Origin of the sequence: Amycolatopsis sp. NPDC021455 (assembly GCF_040640995.1) — a bacterium.
Taxonomy (GTDB): Bacteria; Actinomycetota; Actinomycetes; order Mycobacteriales; family Pseudonocardiaceae; genus Amycolatopsis.
In genome coordinates, this window is sequence record NZ_JBFACT010000040.1 from 20,995 (window position 1) to 36,432 (window position 15,438).

General features: G+C 71.0%; 18 protein-coding genes and 1 pseudogene. 11 read left to right on the forward strand and 8 right to left on the reverse strand.

Annotated elements, in window-relative coordinates:
* Positions 1-70 precede the first annotated feature (70 nt).
* Both AB0G28_RS32600 and AB0G28_RS32605 read left to right on the forward strand, forming a co-directional pair.
* Positions 71-928 carry a hypothetical protein gene (locus AB0G28_RS32600; protein ID WP_361097844.1) on the forward strand — a complete coding sequence of 286 codons (858 nt, stop codon included), beginning with the start codon at positions 71-73 and terminating at the stop codon, positions 926-928.
* Complete coding sequence (locus tag AB0G28_RS32605) at positions 921-1,556, forward strand: DUF402 domain-containing protein (RefSeq protein ID WP_361097847.1); 636 nt, start codon at positions 921-923, stop codon at positions 1,554-1,556. The genes AB0G28_RS32600 and AB0G28_RS32605 overlap by 8 nt, the downstream gene beginning before the upstream one ends.
* On the opposite strand, the gene AB0G28_RS32610 is transcribed toward AB0G28_RS32605, so the two are convergent.
* Positions 1,553-1,852, reverse strand: coding sequence for a hypothetical protein (locus tag AB0G28_RS32610; RefSeq protein WP_361097850.1), 300 nt, complete (start codon positions 1,850-1,852; stop codon positions 1,553-1,555). The two genes, AB0G28_RS32605 and AB0G28_RS32610, sit on opposite strands and share 4 nt — an antisense overlap.
* Before the next feature lie 97 nt (positions 1,853-1,949).
* Here AB0G28_RS32610 and AB0G28_RS32615 point away from each other — a divergent pair, with 97 nt between their 5' ends.
* Entirely contained in the window at positions 1,950-3,053 is a 1,104-nt protein-coding gene (locus tag AB0G28_RS32615; RefSeq protein ID WP_361097853.1) for a branched-chain amino acid aminotransferase, read from the forward strand.
* Between the two features lie 73 nt (positions 3,054-3,126).
* Here the strand turns inward: AB0G28_RS32615 and cobT are convergent, their stop codons facing one another.
* Positions 3,127-4,203 carry a nicotinate-nucleotide--dimethylbenzimidazole phosphoribosyltransferase gene (gene cobT, locus AB0G28_RS32620; protein WP_361097856.1) on the reverse strand — a complete coding sequence of 359 codons (1,077 nt, stop codon included), beginning with the start codon at positions 4,201-4,203 and terminating at the stop codon, positions 3,127-3,129.
* 91 nt (positions 4,204-4,294) lie between these two features.
* On the opposite strand from cobT, the pseudogene AB0G28_RS32625 reads away from it, so the two are divergent.
* Positions 4,295-4,597 (forward strand): annotated as a pseudogene (locus AB0G28_RS32625) (2-C-methyl-D-erythritol 4-phosphate cytidylyltransferase); the annotation flags it as partial.
* An 18-nt stretch (positions 4,598-4,615) separates the two neighbouring features.
* Here the strand turns inward: AB0G28_RS32625 and AB0G28_RS32630 are convergent.
* Entirely contained in the window at positions 4,616-5,074 is a 459-nt protein-coding gene (locus AB0G28_RS32630; protein WP_361097859.1) for a hypothetical protein, read from the reverse strand.
* Between the two features lie 138 nt (positions 5,075-5,212).
* Between AB0G28_RS32630 and AB0G28_RS32635 the strand changes: the two genes are divergently transcribed.
* The 3 genes from AB0G28_RS32635 to AB0G28_RS32645 are packed head-to-tail and all read left to right on the forward strand — an operon-like array spanning position 5,213 to position 7,036.
* A complete protein-coding gene (locus AB0G28_RS32635; RefSeq protein WP_361097862.1) occupies positions 5,213-5,962 on the forward strand; it encodes a GntR family transcriptional regulator in 750 nt (249 codons plus the stop codon).
* Positions 5,959-6,801 (forward strand): phosphoribosylaminoimidazolesuccinocarboxamide synthase, encoded by an 843-nt coding sequence (locus tag AB0G28_RS32640; protein WP_361097865.1) that lies wholly within the window; start codon positions 5,959-5,961, stop codon positions 6,799-6,801. Before AB0G28_RS32635 ends, AB0G28_RS32640 begins: the two co-directional genes overlap by 4 nt.
* Before the next feature lie 22 nt (positions 6,802-6,823).
* Positions 6,824-7,036, forward strand: coding sequence for a hypothetical protein (locus tag AB0G28_RS32645; protein ID WP_361097868.1), 213 nt, complete (start codon positions 6,824-6,826; stop codon positions 7,034-7,036).
* On the opposite strand, the gene AB0G28_RS32650 is transcribed toward AB0G28_RS32645, so the two are convergent.
* On the reverse strand, positions 7,033-8,022 hold the full coding sequence (locus tag AB0G28_RS32650) for an aldo/keto reductase family protein (RefSeq protein WP_361097870.1): 990 nt from the start codon (positions 8,020-8,022) through the stop codon (positions 7,033-7,035). The genes AB0G28_RS32645 and AB0G28_RS32650 overlap by 4 nt on opposite strands.
* Positions 8,023-8,146: 124 nt before the next feature.
* A complete protein-coding gene (locus tag AB0G28_RS32655) occupies positions 8,147-8,794 on the reverse strand; it encodes a DUF3043 domain-containing protein (RefSeq protein ID WP_361097873.1) in 648 nt (215 codons plus the stop codon).
* A 146-nt stretch (positions 8,795-8,940) separates the two neighbouring features.
* On the opposite strand from AB0G28_RS32655, the gene AB0G28_RS32660 reads away from it, so the two are divergent.
* Positions 8,941-9,318 carry an iron-sulfur cluster assembly accessory protein gene (locus tag AB0G28_RS32660; protein WP_361097876.1) on the forward strand — a complete coding sequence of 126 codons (378 nt, stop codon included), beginning with the start codon at positions 8,941-8,943 and terminating at the stop codon, positions 9,316-9,318.
* Positions 9,319-9,408: 90 nt separating this feature from the next.
* On the opposite strand, the gene AB0G28_RS32665 is transcribed toward AB0G28_RS32660, so the two are convergent.
* Positions 9,409-9,579 carry a hypothetical protein gene (locus AB0G28_RS32665; protein ID WP_361097879.1) on the reverse strand — a complete coding sequence of 57 codons (171 nt, stop codon included), beginning with the start codon at positions 9,577-9,579 and terminating at the stop codon, positions 9,409-9,411.
* Positions 9,580-9,725: 146 nt separating this feature from the next.
* On the opposite strand from AB0G28_RS32665, the gene AB0G28_RS32670 reads away from it, so the two are divergent.
* Positions 9,726-10,718: a carbohydrate kinase family protein gene (locus tag AB0G28_RS32670; protein ID WP_361097882.1), complete on the forward strand. Its 993-nt coding sequence runs from the start codon at positions 9,726-9,728 to the stop codon at positions 10,716-10,718.
* A 79-nt stretch (positions 10,719-10,797) separates the two neighbouring features.
* On the opposite strand, the gene asnB is transcribed toward AB0G28_RS32670, so the two are convergent.
* Positions 10,798-12,732, reverse strand: coding sequence for an asparagine synthase (glutamine-hydrolyzing) (gene asnB, locus AB0G28_RS32675; RefSeq protein ID WP_361097885.1), 1,935 nt, complete (start codon positions 12,730-12,732; stop codon positions 10,798-10,800).
* 182 nt (positions 12,733-12,914) lie between these two features.
* Between asnB and AB0G28_RS32680 the strand changes: the two genes are divergently transcribed.
* Complete coding sequence (locus AB0G28_RS32680; protein WP_361097888.1) at positions 12,915-13,886, forward strand: cytochrome c oxidase subunit II; 972 nt, start codon at positions 12,915-12,917, stop codon at positions 13,884-13,886.
* 34 nt (positions 13,887-13,920) lie between these two features.
* A complete protein-coding gene (locus AB0G28_RS32685; protein ID WP_361097891.1) occupies positions 13,921-14,346 on the forward strand; it encodes a cytochrome c oxidase subunit 4 in 426 nt (141 codons plus the stop codon).
* Between the two features lie 74 nt (positions 14,347-14,420).
* Here the strand turns inward: AB0G28_RS32685 and AB0G28_RS32690 are convergent, their stop codons facing one another.
* On the reverse strand, positions 14,421-15,380 hold the full coding sequence (locus AB0G28_RS32690; RefSeq protein ID WP_361098009.1) for a helix-turn-helix domain-containing protein: 960 nt from the start codon (positions 15,378-15,380) through the stop codon (positions 14,421-14,423).
* Positions 15,381-15,438 lie beyond the last annotated feature (58 nt).

Below are 15,438 nucleotides of genomic sequence, written 5' to 3' on the forward strand. Positions count from 1 at the left end.
CCGGCCGGGATCGTGAGCCATGCTAATGACGGCGGAACCACGGGTGAACACAGGGAGAGGGGGGGGCCACGTGCGGCTGGGCGGTGGGCTGCTGGTCGCGCTGGCGGCCGGGGCGGCGGGCGCGGGCTGGTGGCTGCTGGCCGGGCTGGTGCTGGCGGCGGTGGCCGCCGGCGTGGCGGCGCGGGTGCCGGAACCGGGAGATTCCCTGGTGGACCGGGTCTTCGTCGCCGTCGCGCGGTTGTCCGAGGTGACGGTCTACGCGATCGCGTTCGGGGCGTACGTCCTCCCGGACTACCGGGCGGCGGCCGCCGCGGCGTTCGTCGTCGTGGTGACCGGCGTGGGGTTCGCCGGGCTGAAGATCCCGACGATCGTCGTACGCGTCGCGTGTGGACTGTTGCTCGCCGCCGGGCTCGGACTGGTCGCGGTGTGTGTGGCGGTGCCGCCGGTGGCGACCGTCGGCGGCGGCCTGCAGCCGCCGGACTTCGCCGGGGTGCTCGTCGCCGCGGTGGTCTTCCTCCCGTTCCTGCGCCCGTGGCGAAGCGAGAACGCGGGGTGGCGCGTGCTGGTGCTCGGCGCGGTCGCGGTGCTGGTGGCGTTCGCCGCGCTCTACCAGCTCGGCCCGGTCCGGCTCGGCCTGTCGCTCACGTCACTGCGCGACCTGCTGTCGGCCGCCGACGCGGACGCCCTGCAGCCGCTGCTCACGGCCGTCGCGGTGGTCGGGACCGTCGTCCCCGCCCTGGCCGCCGGCAGTGACGTGCGGATACGGACTGGAGTACCCGGCGTCGTGGCCCGCATCGCCGCCCTGGTGGCCGCGTTCCTGCTGCCGGTGCTGCCCGTGCTGCCCGTGCTCGTCGTCGCCGGGCTGGCCACCGTGACCGAGCTGCTACTGGGCGTACGCGCCCGCAGGTACAGTGGGGCTCGTGACTGATCGACGCTGGCGGCGGGGGGAGACCGTGGTCGAACGGTTCCACCGCCCCGACGGCTCGATCGGCCAGGTCCACCCGCTGCGCGTCCTCGAAGACGACGGCCGTGTCCTGCTCGCCTGGATCCCGGCGGGCACGCCGATCGTCGGCAGCAGGCTCGCCGACGGCCGCCTGATGCGGGACGCCCCCCTGGAACAGCGGTTCCGCATCCCGCGCGTGCCGGTCGCGGACTCCTGGCACGGCGCGTCGACGCTGCGCCGGATCCCCGAGGACGAGTGGTCTTCGGTCTGGTGGTTCTTCGACCTCGAAGGCCGGTTCAGGAACTGGTACGTCAACCTGGAGATCCCGCTGGGCCGCACGCCGGGCGCGGTCGACCGGATCGACGGCGTGCTCGACGTCGTCGTCGAGCGCGACGGCACCTGGCGCTGGGACGACGAGGACGAGGCCGAGGCCGCCCTGGAGGTCGGCCGCCTGACGCTCGAGCAGTTCGACCGGCTGCGCGCGGAGGGCGAGCGGATCGGCGCGCTGGCCGAACGCGGCGCCTACCCGTTCGACGGCACCGACACCGACTTCTGCCCGGACCCGGGCTGGCCGGCGCCGGAACTGCCGCAAGAAACCGCCGCGAAAAACTAGCCCGCGGTCAGGAGAAGGATCAGCGCCAGCACGGCGTTGACGACCGCGAGGACGACCACCGACTTCGTCGGGATCACCTTCGGGAACGCCTTGCCGTGGACCTTCCGCCACCACACGACGCCGAAGACGCCGCCGACCAGGCCGAGGAACCCGCCGAAGCCGCTGTCCAGCACGGCCCAGCCGACCATGCCGAGCAGGCCGACGCCGAAGGTCAGCAACACCGCGGTGACGAACGTCTTGATGTCGGCGCCGGTGCTCTTGGGCCGGGGGACCGGCTCAGTGGAGTGGTAGGTCACGGCGTCATACTAAGGCCGTGACGCCGCGGGCGCGGGGAACCCGAGAACAGATGGACATCCGACTAACGCGCGTCCGAGCAAGCGGTATCGTCTAGCCATGACGACCACGACACAGTTCGCCCATGTCCCGCACCCGAGTCCTGCGAGCGCGGACCGTGTCGCGGAGGTACTCGCCGCCCCCGGGTTCGGGGTGTACTTCACCGACCACATGGTCACCGTCAAGTGGTCGAAAGCCGAAGGCTGGCACGACGCCCAGGTCGGCCCCTACGCCCCGTTCACCCTCGACCCGGCGACGTCGGTGCTGCACTACGGCCAGGCCATCTTCGAGGGCCTCAAGGCCTACCGCCAGCCGGACGGCTCGATCGCGTCGTTCCGCCCGGACGCCAACGCCGCGCGGTTCCGCCAGTCGGCCGAGCGCCTGGCCATGCCGCAGCTGCCCGAGGACGTCTTCGTGGACTCGCTGCGGGAGCTCATCGCCGTCGACGGCCGGTGGGTGCCCACCCGGCAGGGTGATTCGCTGTACCTGCGGCCGTTCATGATCTCGACGTCCACCGGCCTCGGCGTCAACAGCCCGGCCGCCGACTACGTGTACACGGTCATCGCGTCCCCGGCCGGCTCGTACTTCTCGGGCGGGGTCAAGCCGGTCAGCGTCTGGCTGTCCACGGAGTACGTCCGCGCGGCACCCGGCGGCACCGGCGCGGCCAAGTGCGCCGGCAACTACGCGGCGTCGTTCGTGGCGCAGGCGCAGGCCGTCGAGAAGGGCTGCGACCAGGTGGTCTGGCTCGACGCGGTGGAGCGGCGCTGGGTCGAGGAGATGGGCGGGATGAACCTGTTCTTCGTCTTCGGCTCCGGTGAGAACGCCCGGCTGGTGACCCCGGAGCTGACGGGGTCGCTGCTGCCCGGCGTCACCCGCAAGTCGCTGCTGCAGCTGGCTTCGCGGCTCGGGTACAAGGTCGAGGAGCGCCGCATCTCCACCGACGAGTGGGAGAAGGCGTCGGCCTCCGGCGAGCTGACCGAGACGTTCGCGTGCGGGACCGCGGCGGTGATCACGCCGGTCGGGCACGTCAAGCACGCCAACGGGGAGTTCACGATCGCCGACGGGCAGCCCGGCACCCTCACCATGAAGCTGCGCGAAGAGCTGACGGGCATCCAGGAGGGCACCCGCCCGGACGCCGACCACTGGATGGTCAAGCTCGGCTGAGCGTCTCCGGAAGTCCGTGAAGGCCTCCTTACCGGCTCTAAGAGGCGGTAAGGAGGCCTTCACGGCTTTGCGCTCAGGAGGCGGATGCGGTGATCAGCGGGCCGGAGACGCCGGCCTGCTCGTGGGTGGCCGTCTCGGCGAGGACGCGGGCGGCCATCATCAGCAGCGGCAACGCCGTCACCGCGCCGGTGCCTTCGCCCAGGCGGACGTCCAGTTCCAGCAGCGGACCGAGGTCGAGGTGCTCCAGCGCCAGGGCGTGGGCGGGTTCGGCCGTCCGCTGGCCCGCGACCCACCAGCGGCGCGCGCCCGGGGCGAGGTCCTCGGCGACGAGCGCCGCGGCGCAGGCGACCAGGCCGTCCAGCACCACCGGCGTCCGGCGGGCCGCGGCCTGGGCGAGGAACCCGGCCATCGCCGCGATGTCCGCGCCGGCCGTGGTGCGCAGCAGGTCGACGGGGTCGGCCAGCACCGCACGGGCCCGGCGCAGCGCGTCACGCACCGCGGTGGCCTTGCGCATCCACGCGTCGTCGTCGATGCCGGAACCCCGCCCGACGACGGCGACCGGCTCGCTGCCGGTCAGCGCCGCCACCAGCACCGACGCCGGCGTGCTGTTGCCGATCCCGAGGTCGCCGGGGATGAGCAGGTCCGCGCCGCCGTCGACCTCGGCGTCGGCGATCGCGATCCCGGCGCGGATCGCCTTCTTCACCTCGTCGGCGCTCAGGGCGTCTTCGACGTCGATGGAGCCGGAGCCGCGGCGGACCTTGAACTCGCCGATCGAGCGGGTCGCGGGGGCTTCGGTGTCGACGGCCAGGTCGACGACGCGCACGCTCGCGCCCGCGGCGGCGGCCAGGACGTTGATCGCGGCTCCGCCGGTGAGCATGGTGCCCAGCAGCTGCGCGGTGACCTCTGCGGGGTAGGCGGAGACGCCCTTCGCGGCGATGCCGTGGTCCCCGGCGAAGACGACGACGCGCGGCCGGGTGAACGGCCGCGGCGGCGACTGCCCCTGGCAGGCGGCGATCCAGACGCCCAGCTCTTCGAGCCGCCCGAGCGAACCGGCGGGCTTGACGAGCTTGCCGTGCAGCGCGATGGCGGCGGACCGGGCGTGGTCGTCGGGCGGGGTGATCTCGGGGAACTCGATGCTTTCCGGCTCCACACCAGGCCCTTCCTGCTCCACGGCAACGGTGCGGCCAACTTACCGGGCAGGGGTGAGGGGTGGTCTCGCGGCTCGGAGCTGAAAAGCCGAAGGCGGCCGGGTCGACGCCGTGCTGCCGCACGGTGCGGCCCGGCCGCTGGTCCACCCCGAGCTGATCGGTGCGGTGGTGGCCCGGGCACGCGAGGACGGGGGGCTGTGCCGGGCCTGGCCGCGGACGACGTCTTCGGGGTGGATGCCGGGCACCCGGGCGGCCGGGTGCCCGGCGCGATCCACGTCCAGACGCCTCAGGGCTTCCGGGCGGGACCGCAGCTGGTGGCCTTACGGGAAGGCCGAGTGCGAAGGCTTCGTGGGGGCGGACGTTTCGTCGTGCCTGGAGCGGTTCTCCTGCCTGCCGGAACCTCGGGACCACTTGCTAGGCGCACGCGGGCGGGCCGCCGTCGTCTCCCTCCCGGTCCGGTTCGGGTGCGGCGCTCGTCGGCCGGATGGTGACGTCCTGCCGCAGCTCGAGCGGGATGTGGCAGTCCGGCTGTGGCCGGAGTGCCTGCAGCGGCGCGCCCGGGGTGCCGGGCTCCGCCAGGGTGAGCACCGCCCGCAGCGTCCAGACCGGGGTGGCGTGGTACTGCCAGGTGACCACCCGCGGGCTGAACACGTCCGTGCCCGGGAAGGTCGGGACCCGGTAGGCGCTGGCCCGGTGCTCGTCGCGGAGGATGATGACGTCCGCGCAGGTCGGCCACCGGTGCACCGCCGCGTAGATCTCCGGCGCCTCGCGGCCGCCGAACAGGTGCAGCACCCACTTGCGGCGCCGGAGCTCCTCGAGGAGTTCCTCGAGGCCCTGGCCGCTGGAACCGGAGTGCGCTGTGGGCGGGGACACACTTTCGAGGGTAACTTGTGCACTAGAGCACGGTCCAGTGCGTGTACTAGTACACCTGGGTGGTTCTGAACAGGCCTTTGTGTGTCACCCCCCGGCGTGCTAGAACACTTGTGCGTGTTGTCCCTGTGAGGAGCCGCCTTGCCCACCCTCGACCGCCCTGAGCCGCCGTACCTGCAGATCGCGGGCCGAATCCGTGACGACATCCTGTCCGGCCGGCTGCAGGAGGGCGACTCGGTGCCGTCCGCCCGCGAAATCGCCCGGACCTGGGCCGTCGCGATGGCCACGGCCACCAAGGTGCTGGCCACGCTCCGCTCGCAGGGCCTCGTGCGCCCGGTGCGCGGTGTCGGCACGGTCGTCGATCGCGGCGGCCTGCACCGCACGGCCCGCGACCGCACCGCGGCCACGGCCCGGACGGGCCGGATCTACCCGCCCGGCCACTACGCCGTGATCCGGTCGGCCGGCCTCGAGCCGGCGCCCGAACGCGCCGCGGCCGCACTCGGCCTGGAGGAGGGCGCCGCGGTGATCCGCCGCCGTCGTACCACCTACGGCCCCGACTCGCGGCCGCTGTCGACGTCGACGTCGTGGTTCGACGGCGCGCTGTCGGCCAAGGCGCCGGCGCTGCTGGTGCCGGAGCGGATTGTCGAGGGCACCGCGGCCCACGCGGCCGCGCGGCTCGGCACGAAGATCGCGACCACGCAGGAACGGCACGCGGCGGGCCGCGCGGGCGAGGAGGAGGCGGCCGAGCTGGGGCTGCCGGCGGGATCGCCGGTGCTGCTCGGCCGGAGCACCTTCCTGGCGGCCGACGGGACGGTCGTCGAGTACGGTGAGTCCGCCGCCTTGCCCGACCACTGGGTTTTCTACGAGTACACGACTGAGGACGGCGAATGAAGCACATCCACGCGGGCAAGGTCCGCGACCTGTACGAGCTCGACGGCGGGGACATCCTGCTGGTCGCGTCCGACCGGGTCTCGGTCTACGACGTCTCGCTGCCGACGCCGATCCCGGACAAGGGCAAGCTGCTCAACCAGCTGTCCGCGTGGTGGTTCGAGCGGATGCGCGACGTCGTCCCGAACCACGTCGTGTCGACCACCGACGTGCCGGAGGAGTTCGCCGGGCGCGCGATGCGCTGCAAGCCGCTGAAGATGGTCCAGGTCGAGTGCATCGCGCGCGGCTACCTCGCCGGCCTCGGCCTGCGGGAGTACCAGCGCGACGGCAAGATCTCGGGCGTCGCGCTGCCGCCGGGTCTGGTCGAGGGCGACAAGCTGCCGGAGCCGATCTTCACGCCCACGACGAAGATCTCCGACACCGGCCACGACGAGTTCATGACCTTCGACGAGGTGCTGAACGAGATCGGCGAGGACACCGCGAAACGGCTTCGCGAGCTCACGCTCGAGATCTACACGAAGGGCGCGGAGCACGCGGCGGAGCGGGGCGTCATCATCGCCGACACCAAGCTGGAGTTCGGCTTCGCCGCCGACGGCACGCTGACCCTCGGCGACGAGGTCCTGACGTCGGATTCGTCGCGGTTCTGGCCGGCCGACGAGTGGGAGCCGGGCCGTCCGCAGCACGCGTTCGACAAGCAGTTCGTGCGCGACTGGTCGCGTTCGACGGGCTGGGACCAGACCCCGCCCGGGCCGGAGATCCCGGCGGAAATCGTCGAGCAGACGCGGCAGCGCTACACCGAGGTCTACGAGCGGATCACCGGGAAGACCTGGGTCCGTGGGTGAGCCGGGAGGAAGACCGAGGTCCGTGGGCGGGTACGACCCGTACCGGCTGATCGAGGACGTCGAAACCCTGCTCGTCTCGCACGGCCTGGCGCCGTCGCGCGTGCCCGGCCGCGGCGGCGACCGGCTGGCCGGGGCGAGCCGTCTCCTGCGCGGCTTCGGCGTGGAACCCCGGATGGCCCCCGAGGACGCGTTCGGCCTCGGGGTGCCGTTCCAGGGGCGGATCGACCGGGACTAGGGGCTCTTGGTCAGGCTGGGGTCGCGCTCGACGACGTCGCCGAGGACGTCGTCGATGGCGGTCAGCAGGTCGGCGTCGAGCTTCTTGCCGACGGCCTTGACGTTGTCGTGCACCTGCTCGGGCCGCGAGGCGCCGATGATCGCGGACGCGACGTTCGGGTTCTGCAGCACCCAGGCGACGGCGAGCTGGGCCATGGACAGGCCTGCCTCCTTGGCGAGGGGTTCGAGCTCGGCGACGCGCTTGAGGACGTTCTCGTCGAGGAAGCGGGCGACCATGTTCGCCCCGCCCTTCTCGTCGGTGGCCCGCGAACCGGCGGGGTAGGACTGGCCCGGCTTGTACTTCCCGGTGAGCACGCCCTGCGCGATCGGCGACCAGACGATCTGGCTCAGCCCCTCGCGCTCGGAGGCCGGGATGACCTGGTCTTCGATGACGCGCCAGAGCATGTTGTACTGCGGCTGGTTCGACACGAGCGGGACCCGCAGCTCGCGGGCCAGCGCCGCGCCCCGCGTGATCTGCTCGGCGGTCCACTCGGAGACGCCGACGTAGAGCACCTTGCCCTGCCGCACGAGGTCGGCGAAGGCGAGCATGGTCTCTTCCAGCGGCACGGTCCGGTCGAACCGGTGCGCCTGGTAGAGGTCGAGGTAGTCGGTGCCGAGCCGCGTCAGGGACGCGTTCGCGGACTCGATGATGTGCTTGCGCGAGAGGCCCTTGTCGTTGGGGCCCTTGGGGCCGGTGGGCCAGTAGACCTTGGTGAAGATCTCGAGGCTTTCGCGCCGCTGCCCCTTCAGCCCGCGCCCGAGCACCGACTCGGCGGCGGTGTTGGCGTAGGCGTCGGCGGTGTCGAAGGTGGTGATCCCGGCGTCCAGCGCCGCCTTGATGCAGGCGTGGGCCTGGTCCTCCTCGACCTGGGAACCGTGGGTGAGCCAGTTCCCGTACGAGATCTCACTGACGTTGAGGCCGCTGCGGCCGAGACGACGAAACTCCATGCCGCCACCCTAGGCGGTAATCGTTTACTTTGCTAACGACCGGTCCGGACGTCCTGAACGACTCGTTCAGGACCTCGGGCGTCCCGAACGACTCGTTCAGGACATCCGGCTTCTCGGAAACCGCTCAGTTCGGGATCGGGTCGCCCGGCCTCAGCCGCGGCTTCGGCACCCGCAGCGGCCGGATCTGGGAGGCCCGGACGAACGCGTACATGCCGATCGTCCGGCCGCTCACCGTCTCCTTCGGGAACTTCGCCCGCACCAGCTTCACGATCTTGCGGCCGTTCACGAACCCCTCGATGCCCATCACCAGCAGCATCGCCGTGCACAGCAGCGTGACGTACGACTGCACCTGCGGCAGCGGCACCAGCAGCGTCAAGAAGACCACGATCGCCAGCGGCATGAACAGGCCGAGCAGGTTGCGCCGGCTGTCGACCAGGTCGCGGACGTACGCCTTGACCGGTCCGCGGTCGCGCGCCGGCAGGACGCTGTCGTCGCCCCGCATCATGGCGTCGCGGCGGGCCTTCGTCGCGGCCCGGCGCTCTTCCTTCGTCTGCGGGTTGGCCTTGCGCAGTTCCTTGTTGCGCTTCATCGCCTCACGCATGGTGGTGGGCGGCGGCGCCACCGGCCCCCGCCGCTTCGCCTCCGCGTCGCGGCGCTTCGGCGTAGCCTTGCCCTTACCGGGCGTGTACGCCTTGCCGGCGACGTCGACGGCTTCCGTCGTCTCCGGCTCTTCGGCGGCGGTGTCTGTGGTGCTTCGGCGCAGGAACCTCACCTCACCAGGGTATTGCAGGCGTCACGCCGCCGTTCACCAGGTCGATGCATGTGCGACGATGGTGGGGGAACAGATCGGACGTCCCGGGTGTTGAACACGTCAGCACCAGGAGTGTCCGTAGCGAGTTCGAACTTAGAGGGAGTGCCATGACGACCGCTGAGCACGCCGGCGCGACGCAGGCCGAGACCGCCGAGGAGACCCACGGCGTCACGTTGACCGACGCCGCGGCCGCCAAGGCGAAGGCCCTGCTCGAGCAGGAGGGCCGCGACGACATGCACCTGCGCATCGCCGTCCAGCCCGGTGGCTGCGCGGGCCTGCGCTACCAGCTGTTCTTCGACGAGCGCACGCTCGACGGCGACCTGTTCCGCGACTTCGACGGCCTCAAGGTCGCCGTGGACCGGATGAGCGCGCCGTACGTGTCGGAAGCCGTCATCGACTTCGTGGACACGATCGAGAAGCAGGGCTTCACGATCGACAACCCGAACGCCACCGGCTCCTGCGCCTGCGGCGACTCGTTCCACTGAGCCACGGCAGCACACGAGGCCACAGCAGCACCCGAGAAGGCCCCGCTCTCCGGCATGGAGGCGGGGCCTTCTCGTGTGCTGCGGAACTTCTCAGACGTAGGCGTCGAGCTCGGCCACCTGGGCGTGGCAGGCATCGTCGACTTGCCACGGCTTGGCCGTGACACGGGGCAGCTCCAGGCTCTCGGCCTGCAACGTTGCCGGGATGAGCGCGCAGTCGGCGATCAGCTCGGACAGGGTTTCGGGTTCGGTGACGGCGTTCACGGCCGTAACGCTATTGATCGCGGTTCGACTGGAGAAGGAGTACCAGCCGGTAGTGTCGGGTGGTACGCGCGAACTACCCGGATGGGGCATGACCCGGGGGTGACTTCGCGCCTTTCGCCGTGAGGCCGAACACGAAGGAGCAGCCGGTGGCAGACAGGGCCAGGATCGCGGTGTCCGGCAGTATCGCGACCGACCACCTCATGCATTTCCCGGGCAGGTTCGCCGAGCAGCTGGTCGCCGAGCAGCTGCACCGGGTCTCGCTGAGCTTCCTCGCCGACGACCTGGTGGTCCGGCGCGGCGGCATCGGCGCGAACATCGCGTTCGGCCTCGGCGTGCTCGGCGTCCAGCCGGTGCTCGTGGGTGCCGTGGGTGCCGACTTCGCCGACTACCGCTCCTGGCTGGAGCGCCACGGCGTCGACACGTCCGGGGTGCACGTCTCCGAGGTCGCGCACACCGCGCGGTTCGTGTGCACGACCGACGAGGACCTCTGCCAGATCGCGACGTTCTACGCCGGCGCGATGGCCGAGTCCCGCAACATCGAGCTGCAGCCGATCGCCGAGCGCGCCGGCGCGCTGAGCCTGGTGCTGATCAGCCCGGACGACCCCGAGGGCATGGTCCGCCACGCCGAGGAGTGTCGCCAGCGCGGGTACGCCTTCGCGGTCGACCCGTCGCAGCAGCTGGCCCGGATGACGGGTGAGCAGGCGCGCGACTTCGTCGCCGGCGCGAAGTACCTGTTCAGCAACGACTACGAGTGGGAGCTGCTGCTCCAGAAGACCGGCTGGACCGAGGCCGACGTCCTCGGCCAGGTCGGCATGCGGATCACGACGCTGGGGGAGAAGGGCGTCGAGATCGTCGGCGCCGACGGCGTCGCCCTGCAGATCGGCGCGGTCCCCGAGCGCGCGAAGGCCGACCCGACCGGCGTCGGCGACGGCTTCCGCGCGGGCTTCCTGGCCGGCCTCGACGGCGGCCTCGGCGTCGAGCGCGCCGCCCAGCTCGGCTCGCTGATCGCGGTGCTGGTGCTGGAGACGGTCGGCACGCAGGAGTGGACGTTCGACCGCGCCGACGCCCTCGCCCGCATCGGCGAAGCCTTCGGCCCGGACGCGGCGGAGGAGATCTCGGCGGTCCTGCCCGCCGCCTGACCCCGGAAGGCCGTGAAGGCCTCCTTACCGGCTCTTATGGCCGGTAAGGAGGCCTTCACGGCTTTTCGGCCGGGTGGGGTCAGAGCTTGACCGGGTACACCGGCTCCGGGATCTCGGGCTTGATGCGGTGCTCGACGAAGATGCCGTGCCACAGCATGAACACCAGCAGCGCCCACAGCTGGCGGCTGCGGTCCAGCTGGCCCTGCTTGTGCTCGTCCAGCAGCGCGAGCACGGCCTTCTTGTCCAGCAGCTCGTCGGTCTTCGAGTCGTTGATGATGCCGCGCGCCCAGTCGTACATCTCGTTGCGCAGCCACAGCCGGATCGGCACCGGGAAGCCGAGCTTGCGCCGGTTCAGCACGTGCGCCGGGATGATCTTCGCCAGGGCCTGGCGCAGCGCGTACTTCGTGGTGCCGTGCGCGAGCTTCTGGTCCAGCGGGATGCTCGCCGCGACCTTGAACACCTCGGGGTCGAGGAACGGCACCCGCAGCTCGAGCGAGTTCGCCATGGTCACCTTGTCGGCCTTGACCAGGATGTCGCCGCGCAGCCAGGTGAAGAGGTCGACGTGCTGCATCCGGGCCACCGGGTCCCAGCCCCGGGAAATGTCGTACCAGGGCGCGGTGACGTCCTTGAAGCCCACGCCCTCCTGGTAGTCCTTGAACACCGCGCGCAGCTGTTCGTCGCGGAAGTTGCGGGCGTTGCCGTAGTAGCGGTCCTCCAGCGACAGCGCGCCGCGGCGCAGCAGGTCCTTGCCGCGGGTGCCCTCGGGGATCTTCGTGGAGACCTTGCCGATCAGCTTGCGCATGCCACCGGGGATCTTCTCGAACGGCGCCAGCGAGATCGGCTCGTTGTAGATCGTGTAGCCGCAGAACAGCTCGTCGGCGCCCTCGCCGGACAGCACGGCCTTGACGTGCTTGCGGGCTTCGCGGGCGATGAACCACAGCGGGACCAGCGCCGGGTCGGCCACCGGGTCGTCGAGGTACCAGACGATGAGCGGCAGCGCCTCCATCATCTCGTCCGCCGACACCGTGCGGACGACGTGCTTGACGCCGATCGCCGCGGCCGACTCGGCGGCGACGTCGACCTCGGAGTAGCCCTCGCGCTCGAAGCCGGTGGTGAACGCGATCAGGTTCGGGTTGTGCTCCTTGGCCAGGGTGCAGGTGGCCGTGGAGTCGATGCCGCCGGACAGGAAGGCGCCGACGGTGACGTCCGGGTCGGAGATCATGTGCTTGCCCACCGAGTCGCGCATCACGTCGGCGATGCGCTGGTACAGCTCCTCGGCCTCGGCCTGGCTGTTGACCGGCTTCGCCGCGAACCGCGGGTGGAAGTAGCGGGTGAACTTCACCTCACCGCCGGGCACGACCTCGAACGACGTGCCGGACTCGACGCGCCGGATGGCGGTGTGCAGCGACTCGGGCTCGGGCACGTACTGCAGCACGAGGTAGTGCTGCAAGGCCTTGCGGTCCAGCTCCTGCGCGACGCCGAGGACGTCCGACAGCTCCAGCAGGCTCTTCTTCTCGCTGGAGAACGCCACCCCGCCGGGGCCGGCCGAGTAGAAGAGCGGCTTGATGCCGAACGGGTCGCGCGCGCCGAAGACCCGCTTCTCCTGCGAGTCCCAGATCATGAAGGCGAACATCCCGCGCAGCCGCTCGACCCACTCGGCGCCCAGGTAGTGGAAGCCGGCGACGATGGCCTCGCCGTCGCCCTCGGTCTCGAACTTCGCGCCGTGCTTCTCGGCCAGCTCCGCGCGCAGTTCCAGGTAGTTGTAGATCTCGCCGTTGAAGTTCATCGTGTACCGGCCCGGCGCCTCCGGCGGCCCCCAGACCAGCGGCTGGTGGGCGTGCTCGACGTCGATGAAGGCGAGGCGGTTGAAGCCGTAGACGACTTCGGCGTCGGCCCAGGTGTCCTGCTCGTCGGGGCCGCGGTGGCGCTGGCAGCGCATGGCCGCGCCGACGGCTTCACGCGCGTTCGCCGCGCCGGTCTCGGTCGCGCAGATCAGTCCAAGCAGGCCGCACACGGGTACTCACACACCTTCAGGGCGTCATCGGGCTGGGAAGGCCCCAGTATGCCGGGCACGCCGTGGCGAGTAACACGCGCGTCGACGGTTACCCCTTAGTCAGCAGGATGGGTCAACTCGGCTAGAGTCCGGCTGTCACAAAGATCGGTCGTAGGAGGCTCTGGGTGAAAGGGCGAGGCGCAGTGGGACAACCCGAGCGCACCCTGGGGAAGCGGACCGTGCGCGTAGCCGCGCTGGCCGTGCTGGTCGCGCTGACCGCGACGGGCTGCTCCGGCGACGAGATCCTGCGGTTCGGCTGGCCCGTCGGGGTCACCGAGCAGGCGAACGAGATGCGCACGCTGTGGACATGGACCGTGGTGGCCGCGCTGGTCGTCGGCGTCATCGTGTGGGGCCTGATCTTCTGGACCGCGACGTTCCACCGCAAGAAGAAGACCACCGACGGCGAGCCGGAGGAGCTGCCCCGGCAGTTCCAGTACAACATCCCGCTCGAGCTGTTCACGGTCGTCCTCCCGACGATCATGGTCTGCGTCCTGTTCTACTTCACCGCGACGACCGAGGACGACGTCCTCAAGAAGGTCGACAACCCGGACGTCAAGGTCCAGGTCGTCGCCTTCCAGTGGAACTGGGAGTTCAAGTACGAGGACGCCGGCAAGCGTGACGCGCAGAACCGGCCGGTGCCGGTCAAGCGCCCCGACGGCCAGGAGATCAGCACCGTCGGCTCGTCCGGCGAGATCCCGCTGCTGGTGCTCCCGGTCGGCAAGACCATCCAGTACGACCTGGTCTCCACCGACGTCATCCACTCGTTCTGGGTGCCGGAGTTCCACTTCAAGCGGGACGTCTTCCCGAACCCGGACAAGAACAACCAGGACAGCTCCTTCCAGAACAAGATCGACCGCGAAGGCTCCTTCGTCGGCCGGTGCGCGGAGCTGTGCGGCACCTACCACTCGGTGATGAACTTCGAGGTGCGGGCGCTGTCGCCGGACAAGTTCGACCAGTACATCCAGTGGCGTTCGCAGGTGAACCCGGCGACGGGCCAGGCCTACACCGCCGCCGAGGCGCTGGCGAAGATGAACTGCGGCGAGCTGTGCACCCCGCACGCGGTGACCACCCAGCCGTTCAACACCGACCGCACGGCGCGGACCGCGTCCAACTGACGGCTCAGCCGCACAAGGAGTAGGAAGAAGACCCATGAAGGTCGAAGCGCGCATCTTCTTCATCGTGGCGATCTTCGCCGTGTTCATGGCGGGCGTGTACTGGGTGTGGGCCGTGCTGGACCCCCGCTTCGGAGGCAGGCCCGAGCCGGTGGGCATCGTCGCGCTGGTCCTGACCGGCGGTCTGGCGTTCCTCGCGGGCAGCTACATGCAGTTCGTCGCCCGCCGCATCGAGCCGCGTCCGGAGGACCGCGAGGACGCCGAGATCAGCGACGGCGCCGGCGAGATGGGCTTCTTCAGCCCGGGCAGCTACTGGCCGATCGGCATGGCGGCCACCGCGGCGCTGGCCGCCGTGGCGCTGGCGTTCTTCCACATCTGGCTGCTGGTCATCGCGCTGGTCGCGCTGCTCATCACGATCGGCGGGCTGGTGTTCGAGTACCACACGGGCCCGTCGCACGACTGACCCTTGCTTTCGCGGACCGGCCGTCGCACTTCGGTGCGGCGGCCGGTTTCGTGTGCGCGGGGCCGGCCATCGGTTCAGCCGCGGAAGGCCGCCCGGTAGGAGGACGGGCTCGTGCCGCGCAGCCGGCCGAACTGGTGCCGCAGAGCCGCCGCCGAGGCGTACCCGCAGGCCACCGCGATGTCCTCCACCGACAGCCTGCCCGCCTCCAGCAGGGCCTGGGCGCGGTCCAGCCGCCGCTCGGTCAGCCACCGGTGCGGCGTGGTCCCTGTCGCCGCTGAGAAGCGCCGCAGGAACGTCCGCTCGCCCAAGCCGCTGCGCCGGGCCAGCTCCGCCACCGTGAACGGCCGGTCGAGGCGTCGCTCCACCCACTCCAGGGCCTCCGCGACGACCGCGTCGCCGGCCGCCGCCGTGGCCGGGACCGGGGCCTGGACGAACTGGGCCTGGCCGCCCGCGCGGTGCGGCGCCGCCACCATCCGCCGGGCCAGGGTCGTGGCCGCCGCGACGCCGCGCAGCCGGCGCACCAGGTGCAGGCAGAGGTCGACCGCCGCGACCGTGCCCGCGCTGGTCAGGATGCCGCCGTCGTCGGCGTACAGCGCCTGCGGATCCACCTGGGCCGCCGGAAAGCGGTCGCGGAACTCGGCCTCGTACACCCAGTGGACCGTGCAGCGGCGGCCGTCGAGAAGACCCGCGTAGCCCAGGGAAAACACGCCCGCGCAGAACCCCGCCACCCACGCCCCGCGCCCGGCGGCGTCGCGGAGGACGTCCAGCACCGGCGACGGCGGCGGCGCCGTCCGGGGCGCGCATGTCGGCACGATCAGCAGGTCTGCCGACGCCGCGAAGTCCAGGTCCCGCAGGCCGGAGAGCCCGAAGCCGGACCAGCTCTCGACCGCCGTCCCGCCCGGCGAGCAGACGGCGAAGTCCCAGCCTTCGATGCCGTCAGCGCTGCGGTCGGTGCCGAAGACCTCGCACGCGACACCCAGCTCGAACGGCGAAACGCGGTCGGCGAGCACCACCGCGACCCGGTTGACGTCCATGGCCGCCAGCATGTCACAAGTTTTGCGGCCGTTGTCATCTCTGACACTGGTCGGTGGA